This window comes from Pseudomonas petroselini (assembly GCF_045037875.1).
Lineage (GTDB): Bacteria > Pseudomonadota > Gammaproteobacteria > Pseudomonadales > Pseudomonadaceae > Aquipseudomonas > Aquipseudomonas petroselini.
Genome location: NZ_CP173614.1, coordinates 5,499,275 through 5,521,732, shown reverse-complemented (window position 1 = coordinate 5,521,732; position 22,458 = coordinate 5,499,275). Strand labels below are relative to the sequence as shown.

Annotated in this window: 19 protein-coding genes, 4 tRNA genes and 1 riboswitch; of the genes, 17 read left to right on the top strand and 6 right to left on the bottom strand. The window is 60.0% G+C overall.

Annotation, left to right across the window (positions count from 1 at the left end; all coding sequences use genetic code 11):
* Positions 1 to 111 precede the first annotated feature (111 nt).
* Positions 112 to 307: riboswitch (cobalamin riboswitch) on the bottom strand.
* Positions 308 to 410: 103 nt separating this feature from the next.
* The gene (locus ACI512_RS25370; protein WP_015884996.1) at positions 411 to 854 is read left to right on the top strand and encodes a hypothetical protein; all 444 of its coding nucleotides are present in this window, start codon (positions 411 to 413) and stop codon (positions 852 to 854) included.
* A 167-nt stretch (positions 855 to 1,021) separates the two neighbouring features.
* Here ACI512_RS25370 and ACI512_RS25365 read toward each other — a convergent pair whose 3' ends face one another.
* Together ACI512_RS25365 and ACI512_RS25360 are read right to left on the bottom strand one after the other, a co-directional pair.
* Complete coding sequence (locus ACI512_RS25365) at positions 1,022 to 2,323, bottom strand: IS4 family transposase (protein ID WP_082893840.1); 1,302 nt, start codon at positions 2,321 to 2,323, stop codon at positions 1,022 to 1,024.
* Positions 2,324 to 2,746: 423 nt separating this feature from the next.
* The gene (locus tag ACI512_RS25360; protein WP_236383680.1) at positions 2,747 to 3,676 is read right to left on the bottom strand and encodes a DNA/RNA non-specific endonuclease; all 930 of its coding nucleotides are present in this window, start codon (positions 3,674 to 3,676) and stop codon (positions 2,747 to 2,749) included.
* Between the two features lie 128 nt (positions 3,677 to 3,804).
* On the opposite strand from ACI512_RS25360, the gene ACI512_RS25355 reads away from it, so the two are divergent.
* Positions 3,805 to 4,866, top strand: a complete 1,062-nt coding sequence (locus ACI512_RS25355) for a M4 family metallopeptidase (protein ID WP_236383681.1) — start codon at positions 3,805 to 3,807, stop codon at positions 4,864 to 4,866.
* A gap of 14 nt (positions 4,867 to 4,880) precedes the next feature.
* Positions 4,881 to 5,186: a protealysin inhibitor emfourin gene (locus ACI512_RS25350; protein ID WP_236383682.1), complete on the top strand. Its 306-nt coding sequence runs from the start codon at positions 4,881 to 4,883 to the stop codon at positions 5,184 to 5,186.
* Positions 5,187 to 5,189: 3 nt separating this feature from the next.
* Here the strand turns inward: ACI512_RS25350 and ACI512_RS25345 are convergent, their stop codons facing one another.
* A complete protein-coding gene (locus ACI512_RS25345) occupies positions 5,190 to 6,389 on the bottom strand; it encodes an MFS transporter (protein WP_236383683.1) in 1,200 nt (399 codons plus the stop codon).
* 112 nt (positions 6,390 to 6,501) lie between these two features.
* On the opposite strand from ACI512_RS25345, the gene ACI512_RS25340 reads away from it, so the two are divergent.
* Positions 6,502 to 7,410, top strand: coding sequence for a LysR family transcriptional regulator (locus tag ACI512_RS25340; RefSeq protein WP_236383684.1), 909 nt, complete (start codon positions 6,502 to 6,504; stop codon positions 7,408 to 7,410).
* A gap of 57 nt (positions 7,411 to 7,467) precedes the next feature.
* On the opposite strand, the gene ACI512_RS25335 is transcribed toward ACI512_RS25340, so the two are convergent.
* On the bottom strand, positions 7,468 to 8,859 hold the full coding sequence (locus tag ACI512_RS25335) for an aldehyde dehydrogenase family protein (RefSeq protein ID WP_236383685.1): 1,392 nt from the start codon (positions 8,857 to 8,859) through the stop codon (positions 7,468 to 7,470).
* A 103-nt stretch (positions 8,860 to 8,962) separates the two neighbouring features.
* Between ACI512_RS25335 and ACI512_RS25330 the strand changes: the two genes are divergently transcribed.
* The gene (locus tag ACI512_RS25330; protein ID WP_064055152.1) at positions 8,963 to 9,850 is read left to right on the top strand and encodes a putrescine utilization regulator PtrR; all 888 of its coding nucleotides are present in this window, start codon (positions 8,963 to 8,965) and stop codon (positions 9,848 to 9,850) included.
* 75 nt (positions 9,851 to 9,925) lie between these two features.
* Here the strand turns inward: ACI512_RS25330 and ACI512_RS25325 are convergent, their stop codons facing one another.
* Together ACI512_RS25325 and ACI512_RS25320 are read right to left on the bottom strand one after the other, a co-directional pair.
* Positions 9,926 to 10,135: a hypothetical protein gene (locus ACI512_RS25325; RefSeq protein WP_017847720.1), complete on the bottom strand. Its 210-nt coding sequence runs from the start codon at positions 10,133 to 10,135 to the stop codon at positions 9,926 to 9,928.
* Between the two features lie 306 nt (positions 10,136 to 10,441).
* Positions 10,442 to 11,638 (bottom strand): amino acid aminotransferase, encoded by a 1,197-nt coding sequence (locus ACI512_RS25320; RefSeq protein ID WP_015884988.1) that lies wholly within the window; start codon positions 11,636 to 11,638, stop codon positions 10,442 to 10,444.
* 343 nt (positions 11,639 to 11,981) lie between these two features.
* On the opposite strand from ACI512_RS25320, the gene uvrB reads away from it, so the two are divergent.
* From uvrB to ACI512_RS25260, 12 genes are all read left to right on the top strand, one after another.
* Positions 11,982 to 13,997 (top strand): excinuclease ABC subunit UvrB, encoded by a 2,016-nt coding sequence (gene uvrB / locus ACI512_RS25315; protein WP_010209048.1) that lies wholly within the window; start codon positions 11,982 to 11,984, stop codon positions 13,995 to 13,997.
* Between the two features lie 196 nt (positions 13,998 to 14,193).
* A complete protein-coding gene (gltX, locus tag ACI512_RS25310; RefSeq protein ID WP_015884987.1) occupies positions 14,194 to 15,675 on the top strand; it encodes a glutamate--tRNA ligase in 1,482 nt (493 codons plus the stop codon).
* Positions 15,676 to 15,822: 147 nt separating this feature from the next.
* Positions 15,823 to 15,898 (top strand) — tRNA-Ala (locus tag ACI512_RS25305).
* Between the two features lie 78 nt (positions 15,899 to 15,976).
* A tRNA-Glu gene (locus tag ACI512_RS25300) sits at positions 15,977 to 16,052 on the top strand.
* 50 nt (positions 16,053 to 16,102) lie between these two features.
* A tRNA-Ala gene (locus tag ACI512_RS25295) sits at positions 16,103 to 16,178 on the top strand.
* 77 nt (positions 16,179 to 16,255) lie between these two features.
* A tRNA-Glu gene (locus ACI512_RS25290) sits at positions 16,256 to 16,331 on the top strand.
* Between the two features lie 182 nt (positions 16,332 to 16,513).
* Positions 16,514 to 17,053 (top strand): TetR/AcrR family transcriptional regulator, encoded by a 540-nt coding sequence (locus ACI512_RS25285; protein WP_046035309.1) that lies wholly within the window; start codon positions 16,514 to 16,516, stop codon positions 17,051 to 17,053.
* Between the two features lie 14 nt (positions 17,054 to 17,067).
* A complete protein-coding gene (locus tag ACI512_RS25280) occupies positions 17,068 to 17,901 on the top strand; it encodes an alpha/beta hydrolase (protein WP_043206304.1) in 834 nt (277 codons plus the stop codon).
* 40 nt (positions 17,902 to 17,941) lie between these two features.
* Positions 17,942 to 18,376, top strand: a complete 435-nt coding sequence (locus ACI512_RS25275; RefSeq protein WP_015884984.1) for a thioesterase family protein — start codon at positions 17,942 to 17,944, stop codon at positions 18,374 to 18,376.
* A gap of 55 nt (positions 18,377 to 18,431) precedes the next feature.
* A complete protein-coding gene (locus ACI512_RS25270; RefSeq protein WP_236382309.1) occupies positions 18,432 to 19,409 on the top strand; it encodes a tRNA-dihydrouridine synthase in 978 nt (325 codons plus the stop codon).
* 564 nt (positions 19,410 to 19,973) lie between these two features.
* A complete protein-coding gene (locus tag ACI512_RS25265; RefSeq protein ID WP_405121406.1) occupies positions 19,974 to 21,383 on the top strand; it encodes a hypothetical protein in 1,410 nt (469 codons plus the stop codon).
* Between the two features lie 269 nt (positions 21,384 to 21,652).
* Positions 21,653 to 22,414 (top strand): hypothetical protein, encoded by a 762-nt coding sequence (locus ACI512_RS25260; RefSeq protein ID WP_329616646.1) that lies wholly within the window; start codon positions 21,653 to 21,655, stop codon positions 22,412 to 22,414.
* Positions 22,415 to 22,458: the final 44 nt, after the last annotated feature.

Sequence of the window (22,458 nt, the reverse complement as noted above, 5' to 3'; positions counted from 1 at the left end):
CGATCTCCGAGTGAACCGTACGTGCAACTGGGGAGGTACGGTTCGGAAATACACCCTCGAGCGCTGTGGTAGAGACAGGCAAGAATGTCCTTCCCGGACACCCCGCCGGTTAGTGATTGAGCTTGAGCCGGCAGGTCTCCTGACTGATGCGTCGTCGCCACGCTCCGGCCTTCCCGGACAAGGTCCAGTGGCATCGAGGAGCAGGCTCAGCACCTACAGTTGCGGGGGCAGTTCCGATTGACGCGGGGGTACCGCGCTTCGGATTCCCTATTAGTCCCGTTTGGGAACCGGCGCGGTATGGTAGTCGATCGCGAGGTTGAACGGGAGGCCGTGACGCCAACGGTGGCTCTTTGGCGGTGGGGCTCCTATGATGCGCAGCCAATGGATCGCTTTATCACAAGGAATACACCGTGAAATTATTTCTCGCGTTCGCCCTCGTCGCCACGCTCGCCGGTTGTGCCACCCAGGGTAAATCTGAAAAGCAGATTCTTGACGAAGCCGCCACTGCGTATGTCGCGTCGATGCCGGCCGGGTCGGACAAACTCCGTTTGCACACGATGAGCATCCCCAAAAGCGGGATGTTCGGCGATACCCTGGCGATTTCCATGGCGGGTGAGCAAAACGCTGCTCGCCTCAGGGGAGAGCTGCTTGATGCCAAACGCTTGGGCGATGTGTTCTTTTTGATTATCGGTGCCGGCACGCCGGTTGATGTTGCGGTGATCGGCAAAGCAGTCGAAGGGCAGGATTTGAAGGGGATGCAGATTTACTACTCGGGCACTGAGGCGCAGAAGGACACGGTGCGTGCGGCGGTTGAGAAAACGCAGGCGCAGTTTCATTACATCAATGCGCAATGAGGGTTCGCCCGTTGGCCTGATAACTCTGGGTACGGTGCTGGACCTGTGGCGAGGGAGCTTGCTCCCGCTGGCGGCCTGACAGATGGCCTGGATGTTGGATCAGACCGGGTACATATCCGTTGCTGCGGTAACGGCCGCTGTGGGTTCCGCCCTTACGGCCATCCCTTTCAAGGTCTTTTCGTTTTGGCAGCCTTGATTACCCGGTCGGTTGAAACATGTGCATGTACCGCAGTGCCTTGGACCCATGTTTTGGGCTTAGGCACCTTGGGGCCGCGGGGGCTTTTCGCCACTTGTTTTGGTTGGATGTTTCTAGCCAGCTCCAGTAAGCGCCGGGCCAGTTTTTCCAGAGCAATGACGGGAAGATGTTCCGAGGGCAGCGCAATCTGCATTCCCTCATAACCACTTCTAACCTGAATCGCCAAGTGATAGATCGAGGCCTCCCATCCTTCAGGCTGGGTACCCCGATGAGCTTGCTCGACGCTTCGTTTGAGGACGGCCAGGACGTTGTAGGCCAATACCGCAGTAGCGAACCCGAGTAAGGCGGCCTTTGGGCTGCCAAGGGTTTCGATTTCACTTTCCAGGATTGCTTCCAGTCGCTGGAACATACCTTCAATGCTCCAGCGGCGGCGATAGAGTTCGGCGATCTGCTGTGCACTGACGCTCTGGGGGAGATTGCTCCAGAACATCAAGCTGCTGTCACCCGAGTCCGTTGGGGAATGAAGGGTCAGTTCGACACGCCGGCATTGGTAACCGCCTCTGACCTGAATTATCTGCTCACGCACAGTGCCTGTTTCCACAGGCACTGGCTCTTGCCACTCACCCTCTTGAATCAAGCGTGGATGCTTGGCTTGCTGACGAATGACAAAGGAGGTTTGGACCTGCTCACAAGCCTCCATAACCGGGAGCGTGCAATAGAGTCGATCAGCCAGCCACACTTGGCCTGGCTCGGCATTGGCCAATAGAGGCAGCACACAAACGCGCTCGCTTGCATAGGCATCCTCACACGCCTGAAGGTCGATGACCTGATCCAGGTCGGGGTCGTAGGCCACCACCGAAAAACCGGGACGAGCAGCGCCGCGCTCCTGACGTAAAGCCCCCAAGCGTTTCTCAGTGGATGCCAAGTGATTACCGTCCACTACCCGAACTTGCCAACCCGGCAGCATCGCCGTGCAGCCCAGCTCTCTGATGGTTGGAGTCAGGCGCTGTGCACAGCCGGTAACCAGGGCACGCAACAGAGCAGGCTCGGTACGACTGATCTTGTCGTAAAGGGCCGCCAAGCTGACAGGAAGATCTTCCAGTTGCCGCGCGGCGGCGTGCAGGGATGGCTTCAAGCCCAATGAAACAAGGGACATCAGCTTGATGATGGTCGAGAACAGTAGCTCACGAGAATACTGCCGTTGCCGATGCTCCTCGAAAACCTGATCGACCCACTCAGGGGCAATAGCCTGTTCGAGCGCCAACTTGGCCATGACGCTCGCAGGTGCTTTTTTCTCGAAACGCGCTAGAACATCGGCCCACATCTTTCGGTACCCCTGAATGAAATTTCAGGGGATTTTACTAAAGACCTTGAAAGGGATGGCCCTTACGGCGGGTCACTTTTGGAAGAGCGCCAAAAGTAACCCAAAACGCTTCGCCCCAACACTCGGCACCTCGCTTAGGCTCGGTGTGCCCTCACTCCGGCTTGAATCCGTGGGCCGCCGCCACGCGCCATCCATGGCGCGGGGCGGCTAACCCGGCGTCCTGCCGGGTTACCCACGGATTCAAGCCTGCGTTCGGCCAGCGTGTTTGACGGGGCGCCTAAGATCAAAAGCAAGATCAAGATCAAGATCAAGAGCGGCTCGCTTCGCATCGTGGTTGGCGTTGGTTTGTTAACGCAGATCAATATGTGAAGCTTAGAGGCGAATGTCTTCTGGACCTTGTATCAGTGCTTCAATCCGTGTGCCGGTGGCGCGTTCTTCGTTGCTGAAACCGTCGTAGTCGGCCAGGTTGGCGAAGCGGATGCCGGTCAGGCGTTCGATCTGGATGACGCTGCGCTGGTAGGTCCGGAGTTGGCCGAACACCAGATCGAGTTGGCCCAGTTCGCGGCTCTGGTCGATCATGTAGGCGCTGGCGGAAGGCTTGCCGTCGTCGCTGAGGTAGGCGACCACTTTCCAGAACGCGTTGGGGATTTTCACGCCCCGGTAGACGCGGTCGTCATCGGCGAATACCGGGCCGGTAAACACCGTGGCGCGGGCTTTCCAGCGCTGGGTGTTGTCGAGGATGTAGTCTTCGAGTTCCAGCCAAGTCTTTTGGTTGAACCCGCTCATCTGCGGCGAGCAGTTGGTGAAATGGAAGGTGTCGAGGTTGGCGGTTTTAGCGTCTTCGCCCCAGTTGGGGTCTTGGCGGCGTACCAGGTGGCCGCGATCCAGACCATTGCTGGCGTAGAGCGCTTCGCCCACCTGCGCGTCGATGGGCAGGCGGCCGTCATAGGCCCAGGTGTCGTTGCTGCGCACGATATCCATATGCTGCCCGCCGTCGATGTTGACGCCTACATACAGCGCGAGCCGTCTTGAGCGGGACATCGTTATCGAGAAGTGCGTGTAGTCCAGGCGCTCCTTCTGTGCATCCCCCGCCAAGGCTTCTTCAACCGTGGGCCAGGGCACCACGAAATTGCCGAGGAAGTCCTCCGTGTAGCCGCGCCGGTCCTTCAAGTCTTTGGCCGGTGTGACGTGGGGTGTCGCCGCCCTGGCCTCCAAGAGGGTGGGGCTGGGCGCAATCAACGGGCGCAGGTCGGCGAGCCGTGGACGGTGGGAAAGATCGATTTTGGCTTTACGGGCAGGCATCGGTAAGTCCTCCTTGGATAAACACGACTGCAACATAGGTTAATGACAATTGATGACACGCGTTAACGTCTCGGGGCTATCCTGAATCGGTTACCTGGACGTTGTCACATACTCAATGGAGCCTGACCATGTGTGTTCGCAACCCCCGTCACCCGATTTTCTGCCTGATTCCGCCGTACATGCTCGACCAGATCGCACGTAATGGCGATAAGGCGCAACGGGATGTCGCATTGCGCACCCGCGCCAAGGACAGCACGTTCCGCTCGCTGCGCATGGTCGCGTTGCCCGCCAAGGGCCCGGCCCGCATGGCCTTGGTCATGGGCGCCGACAAACGGCGTTCGATCTACAGCGCCGAAGGCACCGATAGCCTGCCCGGCAAGCTGGTGCGTGGCGAAGGCCAGCCCGCCAGTGGTGATGCCGCGGTGGACGAGGCCTATGATGGCCTGGGCGCCACCTTCGATTTTTTCGATCAGGTGTTCGACCGTAACTCCATCGACGATGCCGGCATGGCCTTGGACGCTACCGTTCACTTTGGCCAGAACTACAACAATGCGTTCTGGAACTCGACCCAGATGGTGTTTGGTGATGGCGATGAGCAACTGTTCAACCGCTTCACGGTGGCGCTCGATGTGATTGGCCATGAGTTGGCCCATGGCGTGACCGAGGACGAGGCCAAACTGATGTATTTCAACCAATCCGGCGCGTTGAACGAGTCGCTGTCGGACGTGTTCGGTTCGTTGATCAAGCAATACGCGCTGAAGCAAACCGCAGAGGACGCCGATTGGCTGATCGGCAAAGGGCTGTTCACCAAAAAGATCAAAGGCACCGCCCTGCGCTCGATGAAAGCCCCCGGCACGGCGTTTGACGACAAACTGCTGGGCAAGGACCCTCAGCCGGGGCACATGGATGATTTTGTGCAGACCTACGAGGACAATGGCGGGGTGCATATCAATTCCGGCATTCCCAACCATGCGTTCTACCAGGTCGCGACAAAACTCGGCGGGTTTGCCTGGGAACGCGCTGGGCGCATCTGGTATGACGCGCTGCGCGATGCGCGGTTGCGGCCCAATTCGGGGTTCCTGCGTTTTGCGCGCATTACCTACGATGTTGCCGGTCGACTCTACGGCGCGAACAAGGATGAACAGAAGGCGGTCAAGGACGGTTGGAAGGCGGTCGGCATTTCTGTCTGACGTGAGGAACAACCATGCAAATTTCGATCAAGGAAAACGGCGGGGCCGGGTATTTTCCGGGCCTGGCCAAGCCGCGTACGGTGGAACTGGCCACACTGCCCGAGCAGGACCAGCAGGAGTTGCGGCAGCTTATCGAGGCCGCCGACTTCTTCCAGCTGCCGCAAAGCAACGCACCGACCCCCGGTAATCCGGGCCAGGTGCATTACACGCTGACCGTGACAGAAGGCCGGCGCGAGCACACCGTCTGCGTGCTCGCGCCGGTGAAGTCGCAGGCGCTGGACGGCCTGGTGCAGTGCGTGCGGCGGCATATCCGTGATTGAGGTTCAGGTCGGGGCGTGCACCTTGTCCGCGAGGGACGCGCCCAGGCAGTAGAGCAACCCGCCCGCGATCACAAACAGCGCCAACAGGTAGAACATGCAGTGGGCCGGCTGTGACACCAGCACCATCCCGCACAGTACCGGCCCCAGTGCCGCGCCGACGTTGCCGAGGTTTTGCGCGCCGTAGTACATGCCGCGCAGATGATCGGGCGCGATGATGTCGATGAACATGTATTCGGCGGGGAACACGATGATTTCGCCCAGCGTGAAGATCGCCATGGACACCACCCAGAACGTCAGCGAGGTGGACAAGCCAAACCCCGCCAACCCGACGATGAACATCCCCAGCCCTCCGGCGAGCCACAGGTGCAGGTGTTGATGGGTGATCCGCTTGCCAATCATGTATTGCAGGCTGATCACCATCAGCGCGTTGGTGGCCACCACGCTGCTGATAATCCGGTAGGCCGCCTCGGGCGTGGTGGTGACGACCAGGTATTGCGAGAGGTAAGCCGTGAACTGGCCAAACACCACGGCGCTGAGGATGCCGCCCAAGGTAAAGCACACCAGGCGGTAGTCCCTCAGCAGTAATTTGCCCACCGCCAGGAAGGGCACGGCGGGCTGGCTGGCGTGGGGTGGCGCCCAGTGGCTGTCGCCCCACACGCAATAAACCAAGAAGAACCCGGACCCAAGCCCCGCCGAGGCCACAAAGGGCAGGCTGATGGCCAGTGCGGCTAGCCCAGCACCGAGGAACGGGCCGACGGCATAGCCGATATTGGTCAGGGTGTATTTGATCGAAAACGCTTCGCTGCGCGCCTCGGCGGGAAGCAGCCGGCCAAACCCGGATTTGACCGCGATATCGATGACGGCATAGGCCAGGTTGATCGCGACCAGGCAGACGTAGAACACCCAAAGGTCCTGAGCGATAAACGCCCCCAGAAACCCGCTGGTGAACACCGCGCAACAGCCGAGGATCAAGCGGTGACTGGGCAGGCTGTCCACCAGAAAGCCGCCATACAGGCTTAACAAAGAGCCGATGATCAGCGAGCTGCCGATCACCAGGCCGATGTCGGCGACGCCCAACTGGAACTGGCTCGACAGGTAGATCACCAGATAGGGCAGGGTGATGGCCCTGGCGAGCGTCAACACCAGGGACGCGCCCAGTAGCAGGTTGACGGCCAGGGGGTAGTTTTTCAGCGTGGTCAGCATCCGAGCCTCAGTGCCAGGGTTTATCCGGTCATAGCTTACCGTTGAGCTGATTTCTGATTTAGGATGCTTTTTACCAAGTTGCCTGAACTGAATTCACCAATACAGGATGTGCATGTTTTCTTCCGAACGCTTGAAAGGTATCGATGTGTTTGTGTGTGTCTCGGACCACGGCAGCTTTACCGCCGCCGCCGAGAAAATGAACCTGACCGCCTCGGCCATCAGTAAAAGCATCGCGCGGCTGGAAAAACGCTTGGGTGTTCGGCTGTTCCAGCGCACCACGCGGCGCTTGTCCTTCACCGATGCGGGTGTGGCGTTTTACCGGACGTGCACGGGCGTACTGGCCGACTTGGAAGAAGCCGAGCTTTTACTGAACGTGGAAAATACCGAGGCCCGCGGTCGTGTGCGCATCGACCTGCCCAGCGCATTGGGGCGCGCGCAGGTACTGCCGGTGTTACTGCCTTTTTTGCAGGCGCATCCGCTGCTTTTGGCGCACTTCACGTTTGGCGACGGGTTCATCGAGCCGTTCGAGGAAGGCGTGGATATTGTGGTGCGTATCGGCGGCACGAATGCCTGGCCGGAAACCGTAGGGCAGCGTGTGCTCGCCCATGAATGGCATAGCTTGTATGCCTCGCCGGTCTACTTGTCGCGGCACGGCACCCCGCTGTCGGAAGACGACCTTGAGCACCATCAGTGCATCGCCTACGGCTGGGTGGACGGGCGCATCAGCCCATGGAATTTCGCGGATGAACAGGGCGCTCCCCGACGCAGGCAGATCACCCCGCAACTGGTGGTGGGCAATGGAGACGGGCTGTTGGTGGCCGCTTTGGCCGGTTGCGGCATCGTGCAATTGCCCTCGTGGATGGTCCAGCAACCGCTGCAGGAAGGAACGCTGGTCGAGGTGTTGCCGCACCTGGCCACCCAAGGGGCGGCAATCACGTTGGGCTGGGTCAAAAGCCGCCAGGCGTTGCCCAAGGTACGCGTGGTACTGGAGGCATTGGTGGCCGGGCTTGGGAAGCAATAGCTTCAGGTGATTTAACTGGGGGGAGGGGTGCCGTTGCTACAGGCGATGAGGCTTCGCTTACTTGCGATCCAGCCACACCGTCTGCGCGTTGCAAAATTCCCGCACGCCGAAGTGCGACAACTCACGCCCGAAGCCGCTCTTCTTGATCCCACCAAACGCTACCCGAGGGTCGGAGACGCTGAAGGCGTTGACGAAAACACCGCCGGTTTCCAGTTGGTTGGCGATGTCCCGTGCCTTCGCCGCGTCGGTGGTGAAGATGCTGGCGGTGAGGCCGAACTCGCTGTCATTCGCCAGGGCCACGGCGTGGTCGGCGTCGCGGGCGGTGATGATCGAGGCGACGGGACCGAACAGTTCCTGTTTGAACGAGGTCATCTGGTCGGTGACGTTGGCCAGTACGGTCGGCGCGTAGTAATTGCCGGCGCCGGGCACTTTGTGGCCGCCCAGCAGCAAGGTCGCCCCTTCTTCCAGCGTGGCCTGGACTTGGCCGTGCAGCTCGTCACGCAAATCGAAACGGGCCATCGGGCCGATGTAGGTGGCCGCTGATGTCGGGTCGCCCATGACCAAGGCACGGCTGGCGTCGAGGAATTTGGCGGTGAAGGCTTCTACCACACCCTCCTCGATGATCAGGCGCTTGGCGGCGGCGCAGACCTGGCCGCTGTTCTGGAAGCGGCCGATCAGTGCGGCTTGCACAGCGGCGTCGAGGTCGGCGTCGTTGAGCACGATGAAGGGGTCGGAGCCGCCCAGCTCCAGCACGCATTTTTTCAGCGCAGCACCGGCTTGTGAACCGATGGCGATCCCGGCACGCACGCTGCCGGTGAGGGTGACGGCGGCGATACGTGGGTCGGCGATGGCTGCGGACACGCCGTCGTTGGCCACGTTGATCACTTCGAACAGGCCTTCCGCAAAGCCCGCTTTTTGGAACGCCTGCTTGATCAGGTAGGCGCTGCCCATCACGTTCGGGGCGTGTTTGAGCACGTAGGTGTTGCCGGCGAGCATGGTCGGCACGGCGCCACGCAGCACTTGCCACACCGGGAAGTTCCACGGCATCACGGCGAGGATAGGGCCCAGCGGGCGGTACTCGATCTGGGCGCTGCCGTTGTCCACCAGGGTCGGTTCTGGAGCGAGCATGGCCGGGCCATGGGCGGCGTACCATTCGCTGAGCAGCGCGCATTTCTCGATTTCGGCACGGGCCTGGGCGATGGGTTTGCCCATCTCCAGGGTGATCATCTGCGCCATGTCTTCGGCTTGCTCGCGCAGGGCGCCGGCCAGGGCCAGCAGCCATTCGGCGCGCTGGCTCACCGGCTGGCGGCGCCAGGTGCGGAAGGCTTCGGTGGCGCGGTCGAGGGCGGCGTCCAGTTGCAACGCGCTTTCGTAGGGGTAGCTGCCGACTGTTTCGCCAGTGGCGGGGTTGATCGACAGGGCGTGAGTCTGATGAGAAATAGCGTTCATGGCACCGTCCGGCTGAATGAGTGGAATGGGGTAAGCCTACGGGGATGCATGTTTTCTGGAAACTGAATAATATTAAGCAATACTTTCACGATTGGAGAATGACTTGGATCTGGTGCAGCTGGAAATCTTCAAGGCCGTTGCCGAGCAAGGCAGCATCAGCGCCGCCGCGCAGTTGATTCATCGCGTGCCATCGAACCTGACCACGCGCATCAAGCAACTGGAGCAGGACCTGGGTGTGGAATTGTTTATCCGCGAGAAAAGTCGCCTGCGCCTGTCACCGGCCGGGTGGAATTTCCTCGGCTATACGCGGCGCATCCTCGACCTGGTGCAGGAAGCCCGCGCGACTGTGGCGGGGGAGGAGCCCCAGGGCGCGTTTGCCCTGGGTTCGCTGGAGAGCACCGCGGCCGTGCGTATCCCGGCGTTGCTGGCGGCGTATAACCAGAAGCACACCAAGGTTGAGTTGGACCTGAGCACCGGGCCCTCGGGCACGATGATCGAGGGCGTACTGTCGGGGCGGCTGACGGCGGCATTTGTCGACGGGCCGGTGCTGCATTCCACCTTGGAAGGCGTGGCAGTGTTTGAGGAGGAGATGGTGGTGATCGCGCCGCTGCATCACGCGCCCATCACCCGGGGCCAGGATGTGAATGGTGAGAACATCTACACCTTTCGCTCCAACTGTTCCTATCGGCACCACTTCGAGCGCTGGTTCTCACAGGACGGCGCGGTGCCAGGCAAGATTTTCGAGATTGAGTCCTATCACGGCATGCTCGCCTGCGTCAGCGCCGGCGCCGGATTGGCGCTGATGCCGCGCAGCATGCTGGAAAGCATGCCGGGGTTTACCACGGTGAGCCTGTGGCCGCTGACGGACAGTTTTCGCACGCTGCATACCTGGCTGATCTGGCGCCGGGGCACGGTATCGCAGAGTTTGAACAGCTTCGTGAAGTTGCTGGAGGAACGCAATCAAATGTGGGAGGGGGCTTGCTCCCGATAGCAGTGTGCCAGTCACTACATCTGTGTCTGAGCCACCGCTATCGGGAGCAAGCCCCCTCCCACATTTTGATAGGTATCAGCCGCCGAATTGCAGGGTGCCCATGGCCAATTTCGCCATGATCGCCGTCGCGCCCAATTGCACCAGCCACAGCGCCAGTCCACCGAGGAACACACCCAGTGCCACTTGCAGCACCAGGCTCTTCTGGCGCTTGGCTTGCGGCGCGCGTGGGGTGAAGTGGTCCAGCTCGTCGCGGTCGGCACGCAGGTCCAGGTCGTCGTTTCTCATAGGGATCTCACAGCAAAGGGGCAATCGACGGTCAGTTTAGGGGCTGAGTGCTGCGCCCAGTGAATTTTTTGCAAACGATGCAATTCCCGTGGCGAGCGCTGAACCTGTGGTGAGCGAGCTTGCTCGCGCTGGGGCGCGCAGCGGCCCCTTGTTCAGGCACCGCGTTCTCTCAGGAAGTTCCAGGTGGCAGGGGATGGGGCTGCTGCGCAGCCCCGCGCGAGCAAGCTCGCTCACCACAGGTTCGGCATTCGCCCATAAAAAAGGGAAGCCGTGAATGGCTTCCCTTTCATCACACCTGTTTCAGGCTTACAACACCTGAACAATCGCCTTGGTCACCGCACCAATGTTCGACTGGTTCAACGCCGCCACACAGATACGCCCGGTATCCAGTGCGTAGATGCCAAACTCGCTGCGCAAGCGGGTGACTTGCTCAACGGTCAGGCCGGAGTAGGAGAACATCCCACGTTGACGGCCGACGAAGCTGAAGTCGTGGCCCGGAGCAGCCTTGGCCAGTTCGGCGACCATCTGCTCGCGCATGCCACGGATGCGCAGGCGCATTTCAGCCAGCTCGGCTTCCCACTGGGCGCGCAGCTCAGGGTTGTTCAGTACCGCTGCCACGATGGCCGCGCCGTGGGTCGGCGGGTTGGAGTAGTTGGTGCGGATCACACGCTTGACCTGGGACAGGATGCGCGCGCTTTCTTCCTTGGATTCACTGACGATCGACAGTGCGCCAACGCGCTCGCCGTACAGGGAGAACGACTTGGAGAACGAGCTGGACACAAAGAAGGTCAGGCCCGATTCCGCGAACAGGCGCACCGCGGCGGCGTCTTCGTGGATGCCATCGCCAAAGCCCTGGTAGGCCATGTCGAGGAACGGCACCAGGTTCTTGGCCTTGACCACGTCCAGCACGTTCTGCCAGTCGGCCGGGCTCAGGTCGACGCCGGTCGGGTTGTGGCAGCAGGCGTGCAGCACCACGATGGACTGTGGCGGCAGGGCATTGAGGTCGTCGAGCAGGCCGGCACGGTTCACGTCGTGGGTGGCGGCGTCGTAGTAGCGGTAGTTCTGCACCGGGAAACCGGCTGTTTCGAACAGCGCGCGGTGGTTTTCCCAGCTCGGGTCGCTGATGGCAACGACGGCGTTGGGCAGCAGCTGCTTGAGGAAGTCGGCGCCGATTTTCAGCGCGCCGGTGCCGCCGACCGCTTGTACGGTGACGACTCGGTTGGCTTCGAGCAGGGGCGACTCAGCGCCGAACAGCAGGGTTTGCACGGCCTTGTCGTAGGCCGCGATGCCGTCGATCGGCAAGTAGCCACGGGCGGCGTGTTGCGCCACGCGAATGGCTTCCGCTTCGGCAACGGCACGCAAGAGTGGAATCTTCCCCTCCTCGTCGCAATAAACGCCCACGCCAAGGTTGACCTTGGTGGTTCGTGTGTCGGCGTTGAATGCTTCGTTGAGGCCCAGGATAGGATCGCGTGGTGCCATTTCGACAGCGGAGAACAGGCTCATTTTTGCGGCAGCTCTATGGGGGAATGGAGGGACGTGTCGCGCTCCAGCCGAATGCACTAGAGCGGTGCACAAACGGGGAGCTAGTATAGAGGCCCTCACTGCCGAGGGCGACCACCGAAACGGCTTTTCGGCCAAGTTTTTCGGTTTATTTGCTGACCGTTAGTCTTATTGCAACATTGATCGTAGACGGCAGTCAGGACGATTGCCTTGAAACCCGCCACATTCGCCACCACTTCTATGGCTATCATGGTTTTTTCCTACGATCCGCGCTGAATCTTCGCGGGTGGTGGTCTATTTCGTCCTCGACGGGTTTACAGTCTGGGGTGACTACACGAGGTACGTTATGTCGGATTTCCAACTCGTCACCCGCTTTGAACCCGCTGGCGATCAGCCGGAAGCCATTCGCCAGATGGTGGAAGGCATCGAGGCCGGCCTGGCCCACCAGACGCTGCTCGGGGTGACCGGTTCGGGCAAGACCTTCAGCATCGCCAACGTGATCGCGCAGATCAACCGCCCCACCCTGGTGCTGGCGCCGAACAAAACTTTGGCCGCGCAGCTCTACGGCGAGTTCAAGGCGTTCTTCCCGAACAACGCGGTGGAGTATTTCGTTTCCTATTACGACTACTACCAGCCCGAAGCCTACGTGCCGTCTTCCGATACCTTTATCGAGAAGGATGCGTCGATCAACGACCACATCGAGCAGATGCGGCTGTCGGCGACCAAGGCGCTGCTGGAGCGCAAGGACGCGATCATCGTCACCACGGTGTCGTGCATCTACGGCCTGGGCAGCCCGGAAACCTATTTGAAGATGGTGCTGCACGTTGATCGCGGCGACAAGCTCGACCAGCGCGAGCTGCTGCGTCGGCTGACCAGCTTGCAATACACCCGCAACGACATGGACTTTGCCCGCGCCACCTTCCGGGTGCGTGGTGACGTGATCGACATCTACCCGGCCGAATCCGACCTGGAAGCGATCCGCATCGAACTGTTTGACGATGAAGTCGAGAGCCTGTCGGCCTTCGACCCGTTGACCGGCGAAGTGATCCGCAAGCTGCCGCGCTTCACCTTCTATCCGAAAAGCCACTACGTGACCCCGCGTGAAACCCTTATGGGCGCCATCGAGGGCATCAAGGTCGAGTTGGCCGAGCGCCTGGAGTACCTGCGCTCCAACAACAAGCTGGTGGAAGCCCAGCGCCTGGAGCAGCGCACCCGCTTTGACCTGGAGATGATCCTGGAGCTGGGGTACTGCAACGGTATCGAAAACTACTCGCGCTACCTGTCGGGCCGTGAATCCGGCGCGCCGCCGCCGACCCTCTACGATTACCTGCCGCCCGACGCGCTGCTGGTGATCGACGAGTCCCACGTCAGCGTGCCGCAGGTCGGCGCGATGTATAAGGGCGACCGCTCGCGTAAAGAAACCCTGGTGGAATACGGTTTCCGCCTGCCGTCGGCGCTGGATAACCGGCCGATGCGCTTTGATGAGTGGGAAGCCATCAGCCCGCAAACCATTTTTGTGTCGGCCACGCCGGGCAACTACGAGGCCGAGCATGCGGGCCGCGTGATCGAGCAACTGGTGCGTCCGACCGGGCTGGTCGACCCGGAAATCGAAATCCGCCCGGCGTTGACCCAGGTGGATGACTTGCTCTCGGAAATCACCAAGCGCGTGGCCCTCGAAGAGCGGGTGCTGGTCACCACGCTGACCAAGCGCATGTCCGAAGACTTGACCGACTACCTGGCCGACCACGGCGTGCGCGTACGCTACCTGCACTCGGACATCGACACTGTGGAACGGGTGGAAATCATCCGCGACCTGCGCCTGGGCACCTTCGATGTACTGGTGGGGATCAACCTGCTGCGCGAAGGCCTGGACATGCCGGAAGTGTCGCTGGTGGCGATCCTTGATGCCGACAAAGAAGGCTTCCTGCGCTCCGAGCGCTCGTTGATCCAGACCATCGGCCGCGCCGCGCGGAACCTCAACGGGCGGGCGATTCTTTACGCGGACCGCATCACCGGGTCTATGGAGCGCGCGATTGGCGAGACCCAACGCCGTCGTGACAAGCAGATTGCCTTCAACTTGGAAAATGGCATCACCCCGAAAGGCGTATTCAAGGACGTCGCCGACATCATGGAAGGCGCCACCGTGCCGGGTTCGCGCAGCAAGAAGCGTAAGGGCATGGCCAAGGCTGCCGAGGAAAGCGCCAAGTACGAAAACGAACTGCGCTCGCCGAGTGAGATCACCAAGCGGATTCGACAGCTGGAAGAGAAGATGTACCAGTTGGCGCGGGATCTGGAGTTTGAGGCGGCGGCGCAGACGCGGGATGAGATTGGCAAGTTGCGTGAGCGCTTGCTTGCCGTCTGATTTACGGTGGTTTTACCGGCCTCATCGGGGGCAAGCCCCCTCCCACACTGGACCGCATTTCCATGTTGGACCTCGGTCAAATGTGGGAGGGGGCTTGCCCCCGATGGCCGCGCCTCGGTTTTCCAGAAATCACCCAGGCTGTTACCATCCGCCCCTTGTTTCAATTTTCAGTTTTATCGCCCATTCGAGACCAGCCATGACCACCGTCCGCACGCGCATTGCGCCATCGCCTACTGGGGATCCCCACGTCGGCACTGCTTACATCGCCTTGTTCAACTACTGCTTTGCCAAGCAGCACGGCGGTGAATTCATCCTGCGGATCGAAGACACCGATCAACTGCGCTCCACCCGTGAGTCGGAACAGCAGATTTTCGATGCCTTGCGCTGGCTGGGCATTACCTGGGCGGAAGGCCCGGACGTTGGCGGCCCGCACGGCCCGTATCGCCAAAGCGAGCGCAGCGACATCTACAAGCAGTACACCCAGCAACTGGTCGACATGGGCCACGCGTTCCCGTGCTTCTGCACCGCCGAAGAACTGGACCAGATGCGCGCCGAGCAACAGGCCCGTGGCGAAACCCCGCGCTACGACGGCCGCGCGCTGCTGCTGTCGAAGGAAGAAGTGGCCCAGCGCCTGGCGGCTGGCGAACCTCACGTGATCCGCATGAAAGTGCCGAGCGAAGGCGTGTGCGTGGTGCCGGACATGCTGCGCGGTGACGTTGAGATCCCGTGGGACCGCATGGACATGCAGGTGCTGATGAAGACCGACGGCCTGCCGACGTACTTCCTGGCCAACGTGGTCGACGACCACTTGATGGGCATCACCCACGTACTGCGCGGCGAAGAATGGTTGCCATCGGCACCGAAACTGATCCTGCTCTACGAATACTTCGGCTGGGAACAACCGCAGCTGTGCTACATGCCGCTGCTGCGTAACCCGGACAAGAGCAAGCTGTCCAAGCGCAAGAACCCGACCTCGGTGACCTTCTACGAGCGCATGGGCTTCATGCCTGAGGCGATGCTCAACTACCTGGGGCGCATGGGCTGGTCGATGCCGGACGAGCGCGAGAAGTTCTCGCTGCAGGAAATGGTCGACAACTTCGACCTGTCCCGCGTGTCGCTGGGTGGGCCGATCTTCGACATCGAGAAACTGTCGTGGCTCAACGGCCAGTGGCTGCGTGACTTGCCGGTCGAAGAGTTCGCCAGCCGCGTGCAGCAGTGGGCGTTGAACCCTGAGTACATGATGAAAATCGCGCCGCTGGTGCAGGGCAGGGTGGAGACGTTCAGCCAGGTCGCGCCTTTGGCCAGTTTCTTCTTTGCCGGTGGCGTTAATCCGGATCCCAAGCTGTTCGAGTCCAAGAAGCTCTCGGGCGACCAGGTTCGCCAGTTGATGCAGTTGATCCTGTGGAAGCTGGAAAGCCTGCGCCAGTGGGAGAAGGATGCGATCACCGCGACGATCCAGGCGGTGGTGGAATCCCTGGAATTGAAGCTGCGCGACGCCATGCCGCTGATGTTCGCCGCGATCACCGGGCAGGCCAGTTCGGTGTCGGTGCTGGATGCAATGGAAATCCTCGGCCCGGACCTGACACGTTTCCGTCTGCGCCAAGCCCTTGATTTGCTTGGTGGTGTATCGAAGAAAGAAAACAAAGAGTGGGAAAAACTGCTGGGCGCTATCGCCTGAGCAAGCGGTTGAAACGACGAAACCCCGGTTTTCCGGGGTTTCGCCGGTAAGTGATTGTTATCCCGGCAAAAAATTTTGGAAATTGTTGAAAATAAATTTGACACACTTCCAAACCGCCATTAAGATTCGCCCCGTCCTCACCGATGAGGGGCTATAGCTCAGCTGGGAGAGCGCTTGCATGGCATGCAAGAGGTCAACGGTTCGATCCCGTTTAGCTCCACCAATTTGTAGGTTCAAGGTCTGGCCACACCGTCCTTGAATTGATCAGTTCTCAGCGCTGATCAGCTGTACAGAAGGTTTTGTCCCCTTCGTCTAGTGGCCTAGGACACCGCCCTTTCACGGCGGTAACAGGGGTTCGAGTCCCCTAGGGGACGCCAGTTTCAACAAGCAGCTCGAAAGGTCTGCTGCGTCGCGAGACGAAAAATCCGGGGCTATAGCTCAGCTGGGAGAGCGCTTGCATGGCATGCAAGAGGTCAACGGTTCGATCCCGTTTAGCTCCACCAATTTACAGGTTCAAGGTTCCGGCCACACCGTCCTTGAATAGATCAGTCTCAGCCTGATCAATGTATAGAAGGTTTGTGTCCCCTTCGTCTAGTGGCCTAGGACACCGCCCTTTCACGGCGGTAACAGGGGTTCGAGTCCCCTAGGGGACGCCACGATTACCCGCTCTGCGGGATTTTTAAGGGTCATTCAATTATTGAATGACCCTTTTGTTTGTCTGGCGTTTGGCCAATTCTTTCTTCCCTTCTTGCTTTCTCTTCTGACCGACGGTCATGCCTGTCGCTTGCCAAATATTATTATGGTAATAATATTCAACCCATGAACGTCGGAGGCAATGATGAGCGATAAAAAAGCGCAAACCCGCGAACGTATTTTGCAGGCCGCCAGCGCCGCGTTGATCCAGCGTGGCCCGGCCGAACCGAGTGTGGGTGAAGTCATGGGCGCGGCGGGGCTGACCGTCGGTGGTTTCTACGCGCATTTTGAAAGCAAGGACGCGCTGATGCTGGAGGCCTTCACCCAGTTGCTGGCCAAGCGTCGCGCATCGATTGACGACATGGATTCACAGCTCACCGGCGAGGAGCGCAGAGGCCTGGTGGCGGCATTTTACCTGTCGCGCAAGCACCGTGACTCAACCGCCCAGGCCTGCCCGATCCCCGCGACCGTCGGCGAGATGAGCCGCCTGCCGGATGAGTTCCGCCAGGCGCTGAACGAACACTGCGAGCTGATGGCGGCGCAACTCGCCGCGGGCCCTGAAGACACCGACAAAGCCCTGGCTGACATGGCGCTGATGATCGGTGGCCTGGCCTTGGCCCGCGCCTTGGGGCCGGGGGAACTGTCTGACCGTGTGCTGCGCGCCGCCAAGTCGGCCGTGCGCTAGAAGAGGGCTGCATGATGGGCACGTTGACCTGGATTCGTCGCTTCAACGGCACGCTGGGGCGCCTGGCACCCCAAACGGTGGCCAATCGGATGCGTCGCGCCTTCATGACGCCACGCGACCTGCCACCGCGCGACTGGGAACTGCCGCTGCTGGCGCAATCGGAGCGCATCACCTTGCGTTTCGGGTTGTCCGCCCTGCGCTGGGGCCAAGGCCCCGCGGTGTTGTTGATGCACGGTTGGGAAGGCCGGCCCACCCAGTTTGCCAGCCTGATCACTGCGCTGGTCGACAATGGTTACTCGGTGATTGCCCTGGACGGCCCTGCCCATGGCCGTTCGCCAGGGCGTGAAGCCCATGTGCTGCTGTTTGCCCGCGCCATGCTAGAAGCCGCCGCCGAGTTGCCGCCGCTGCACGCCGTGATCGGCCATTCCATGGGGGGCGCCAGTGCGATGCTCGCGGTGCAGTTGGGGTTGCGCACCGAGGCGTTGGTGAGTATTGCCTCGCCGTCGCGCTTTTTGGACGTGCTGCGCGGGTTTACCCAGATGGTCGGTTTGCCGGCGCGGGCGCGTTCGGCGTTTATCCAGGAAGTCGAGTTGACGTTCGGGATGCCGCTCAAACACTTGGACGTGGCCCATTACCAAATGAATATTCCCGGCCTGATCGTGCATGCCGAAGACGATACCTTCGTCCCGGTCAAGGCGTCTCAGGCCATCCACGAAGCCTGGTTCGACAGCCGCTTGCTGCGCCTGGAGCAGGGCGGTCATCAGAAAGTGCTGGCTGATCCGCGTGTGATCGACGCTGTGCTGGCGCTGTTGGCCGGCCGTCGTTTACAGGCGCTGCAAAGCGCCTGATACACTCTCCCCGCCGACATTAATCGACTGGGAGCAAGGCATGGGTTGGGATTTGGCAACGCCGTTTATCATCGATCTGCAGGTTGCGCCTGAAGACATCGACGGCCTGGGTCACGCCAATAACGCGGTGTACGTGTCCTGGCTGGAGCGCTGCGCCTGGCGCCACTCCCAGCGCCTGGGGCTGGACCTCACCGAATATCGCCGCCTGGACCGTGCCATGGCCGTGGTGCGGCACGAGATCGACTACCTGGCTGCAGGTTATGAAGGCGACGAATTGCAACTGGCCACTTGGATCGTCGACTGGGACCAGCGCCTGAAGATGACCCGGCGTTTTCAGCTGGTCCGGCCGCGTGACGGCGTAACGCTGTTGCGCGCGCACACCACCTTTGTCTGCATCGAACTGTCCAGCGGCAAGCCTAAGCGCATGCCCGCCGAGTTTCTCGACGGTTACGGCCCCGCCCTGACAGGGGGTTAACGGTTGCTGTGGGAAACCCAGTAAACTGCGCCACGATTTTTGTTGAGTGTTTTCCATGCAAATTGCTTTGGCGCCCATGGAGGGGTTGGTCGACAACATCCTGCGGGACGTGCTGACCCGCGTCGGCGGTATCGATTGGTGCGTGACCGAGTTTATCCGCGTCAATGACCGCCTGCTCACCCCTGCGTATTTCCACAAGCTCGCCCCGGAACTGCTGCACGGTGCCCACACCGCTGCCGGCGTGCCGCTGCGTGTGCAATTGCTCGGCTCTGACCCGGTGTGCCTGGCGGAAAACGCCGCCCTGGCGTGTGAGCTGGGTTCGCAAGTCATCGACCTCAACTTCGGCTGCCCGGCCAAGACCGTCAACAAATCCCGGGGCGGCGCGGTGCTGCTCAAGGAGCCGGAGCTGCTTAATCAAATCGTTGAGCACGTGCGCCGCGCGGTACCGGCTCACATACCGGTCACTGCCAAGATGCGCCTGGGTTTCGACAGCCCGGACGGCGCCCTGGTCTGCGCCACCGCCCTGGCCGAAGGCGGCGCGGCACATATTGTCGTGCATGCGCGCACCAAGACCGATGGCTACAAGCCGCCGGCCCACTGGGAATGGATCCCGCGGGTCCAGGACGTGGTCAAGGTGCCGGTGTTCGCCAACGGTGATATCTGGAGTGTCGAAGATTGGCGCCGTTGCCGGGAAATCAGCGGCGTCGAAGACATCATGCTGGGTCGTGGCCTTGTAGCGCGCCCGGACCTGGCGCGGCAGATCGCAGCGGCGCGGGCGGGCGAGGAAGTGGTCGAGATGACCTGGGCAGAGATGCAGCCCATGCTTCAGGATTTCTGGACCCAGTCGGTGGCGCAACTGACCGAGCGTCAAGCACCGGGCCGCTTGAAGCAATGGCTGGCGATGCTCACGCGCAACTACCCTGAGGCTGTGGAGTTATTTACCCTGATGCGCAGAGAGACAGACCTGGAGCAGGTCGGACGTTTGCTGGGTATGCCCGGTGAACGAGAGCAGTCAGCGGTGTTGAAAGATTAAGTTTACATATATAAGTGTTTCATCCTTTGCTGTAACGGGCGCCGAAAGGCGCCTTTTTTTTGCCTGAAAATTTACGTGGGGCGTAACGGCATGATGTCTGGGGCGATTTTCAATATTCATAGTCATTGGGCAGTTGTTGGGGTGTTGCGGGATATATGAAAGTAACCATGAGTGGCTGGCTCGACTGCCACTAAGTTTTAATGCGTGATTTTGTCGCTCGGCTGCCCAAGTCATTGCGTGCGCGTCAATTAACATACGTTGGATGAGCTAATTAAGTTGAATGTTTTCTTTAAGTTGCTTTTTTGCCGGGGTGTTACCCGATGTGTGTGCTAAAGAGGCGAATGATCCACGCTCAGCCTTGATTTCTCGCTGGATGTCCATAGGTAAAAGTTTCCATCGGTCATTTGGTTTCGTTATATGAGTTGCGATTTTTCGGAACTCATCTCCGTTACGCCCCACGAATCTTGCGAGTTTGTAGTGCTCACTGTTGTTTCATACTCTAAATCACTCAGTGTGCCTTCTCTGCCAGTGCGGGGGATGGCACAGCTTAAGGAATAAAAAAATATGTCTAATGTATCGACCAAACAGTTCGTGCCGATGAACACGGATTACGCACAACTTAATCAATCATCAGTGCCCATGAATAAGCCGCTTGAACTGACCTCGTCCACGGACAGCGCGAATAAGTTTCTGAAAGACAGTCATCCTGCGCCAAAAGAAAACAATGTGAGCGTGAATAAGGAGTCCCTGGAAAAGTTGTTTGCCATGTTTGAGTTCGCGGTGAAGGCGATGCGTAGCATGCTCGCCGGCATGGGGGTGCTGCCCAAGTTGCCCGGTGAACTGGATGCCCAGCCCCAACTGAAACCTGGCGCCGATTCCAAGGTTGTTGCGGACACGGGCGTATCCGACAAAGGGACTCCCGAAACGGATGCCAAGACCAAAACCAAGCCGGGCCCTGACGCCAAAGTGACTACGAATACGAATACGAGCGTGCCATCCAAGCTTGTTACTGAAGGGGATACCAAGGCCAAAACCAAGCCGGAGCAGGATTCCAAAGTGACTACGCAGACGAGCGTGCCACCCAAGCTTGTTACTGAAGGGGATACCAAGGCCAAAACGAAGCCGGAGCAGGATTCCAAAGCGACTACGCAGACGAGCGTGCCACCCAAGCTTGTTACTGAAGGGGATACCAAGGCCAACACGAAGCCGGAGCAGGATTCCAAAGCGACTACGCAGACGAGCGTGCCACCCAAGCTTGTCACTGAAGGGGATACCAAGGCCAGCACGAAGCCGGAGCAGGATTCCAAAGCGGCGATCACTACGAGCGTGCCACTCACGCTCTTGCCTAGTAGCAAACCGCAATTAACGCCTCTCACCCATGTTGAACAGAATAATAAACAGTCTTCGGAGATCAACCTGACCGTGCAGGTCCAGGGCTGTCACTGCCCGCATACCGGTGAAAAAGTTGCGCCACAGCCGCTGGTGACGACGCATGTCGATAAGCAACCGGCGCCACAGCCGCCGGTGTCGACGAATGTCGATAAGCAACCATCGCCACAACCGCCGGTGTCGACGAATGTCGATAAGCAACCATCGCCACAACCGCCGGTGTCGACGAATGTCGATAAGCAACCGACGCCACAACCGCCGGTGACGACGAATGTCGATAAGCAACCGACGCCACAACCGCCGGTGACGACGAATGTCGATAAGCAACCGACGCCACAACCGCCGGTGTCGACGAATGTCGATAAGCAACCGGCGCCACAGCCGCCGGTGACGACGAATGTCGATAAGCAACCGGCGCCACAGTCTCCGGTTACCCCGCCCACCGTGGACCCGAAGCCCAACACTCCGCCCACTCCGGACATTACCTGCCCCGCACCGGATGACGTGGACGGTTTCAACAAGGCTTCGCACAACCGTTTCGACCACCATCGAGCTGCAAGGCCCAGCCTCCGTCCGCGCTTCTGAGCCTGCTGTCTTGAGGCGTTGAACATCAATGTCCGCTCCCTGGCCCATGCGGTCAGGGAGCACTCAGAGAGATTTGAAGCATGTCATCGATAAGCCATAACCCTGCTGCACGACTTTCCATCGAGCCCTTCCGAGTCCCTGACCCTGGTACTCGCGGCGCACCGGCTTCCGTTAACCGGGCCAGCGCAAATGAGGCGACACCGGCGCCCCGTACAAACGTGACGCCCCAAGGCTTTGGTAACAACGCAGACCCTACGGCCTTGATGGGGATGCTGGTAGATCTGTTCGCACAGTTCTTCAACCAGTTGCAGAGGCTTTTGCGTAAAAATGTACCCCTACCTGATTCGACCCACAATGACGTACCTCTACCACAACCCCGTGTGCTACCGGCTCCTGATACAACACCCACCGATAAGCGACGCGAGCCGATCCCCGAACTTTCCACTAAGCGTAAAGGTGAAAAACCCGACAATATCTGGAATGGCTTTCGGCAAGGAAAGGATGGTAATTGCGTAACCGTTTCCGCCATCAAGGCGGCGATGGCGAAGTTTGGTCAAAGCCCAAAGGCTATCTACACGTCTGTTGAGCCGGTCGCAGAGGGTTTTAAAGTCGTTATGCGCGATGGGTTTGAGTTGAAACTGACGAAGTCAGAGTTGAATAGCGCTATTCGTGGTTCCAAATTTGTGCAACTTAATGATCCTGGAATGCTAAAGGATGCGCACTTCCTGTTTGCGTGTTCTGCCAAGCGAGCGCAAATGGAGAACAACGACGGCTGGGCGAATAGAAGTTTTAATGCGGCCATCGCCACGCTCAATAATGGTGAGGATGAATACGGGCCGGGGGAAGGTTTCAAACGCCTGGGGTTAAAAGATCATATGAAGCGCGTGTCGGTGCGTGAGTTCGCTGACCAAGCGTTGATCGGGATGGTCAACAGGCGCCGGCACTCGGTTGCGGTGGTGAACGGGAGTGAGGAGCTCTACGGACGTAAAGGCGGCCGACCCACAGAGGGGCAAGCCATTGCGTTGATCTGATAACGCCGTTCGACGGCCCGAATTATCGGTCACGGATTCGCCCG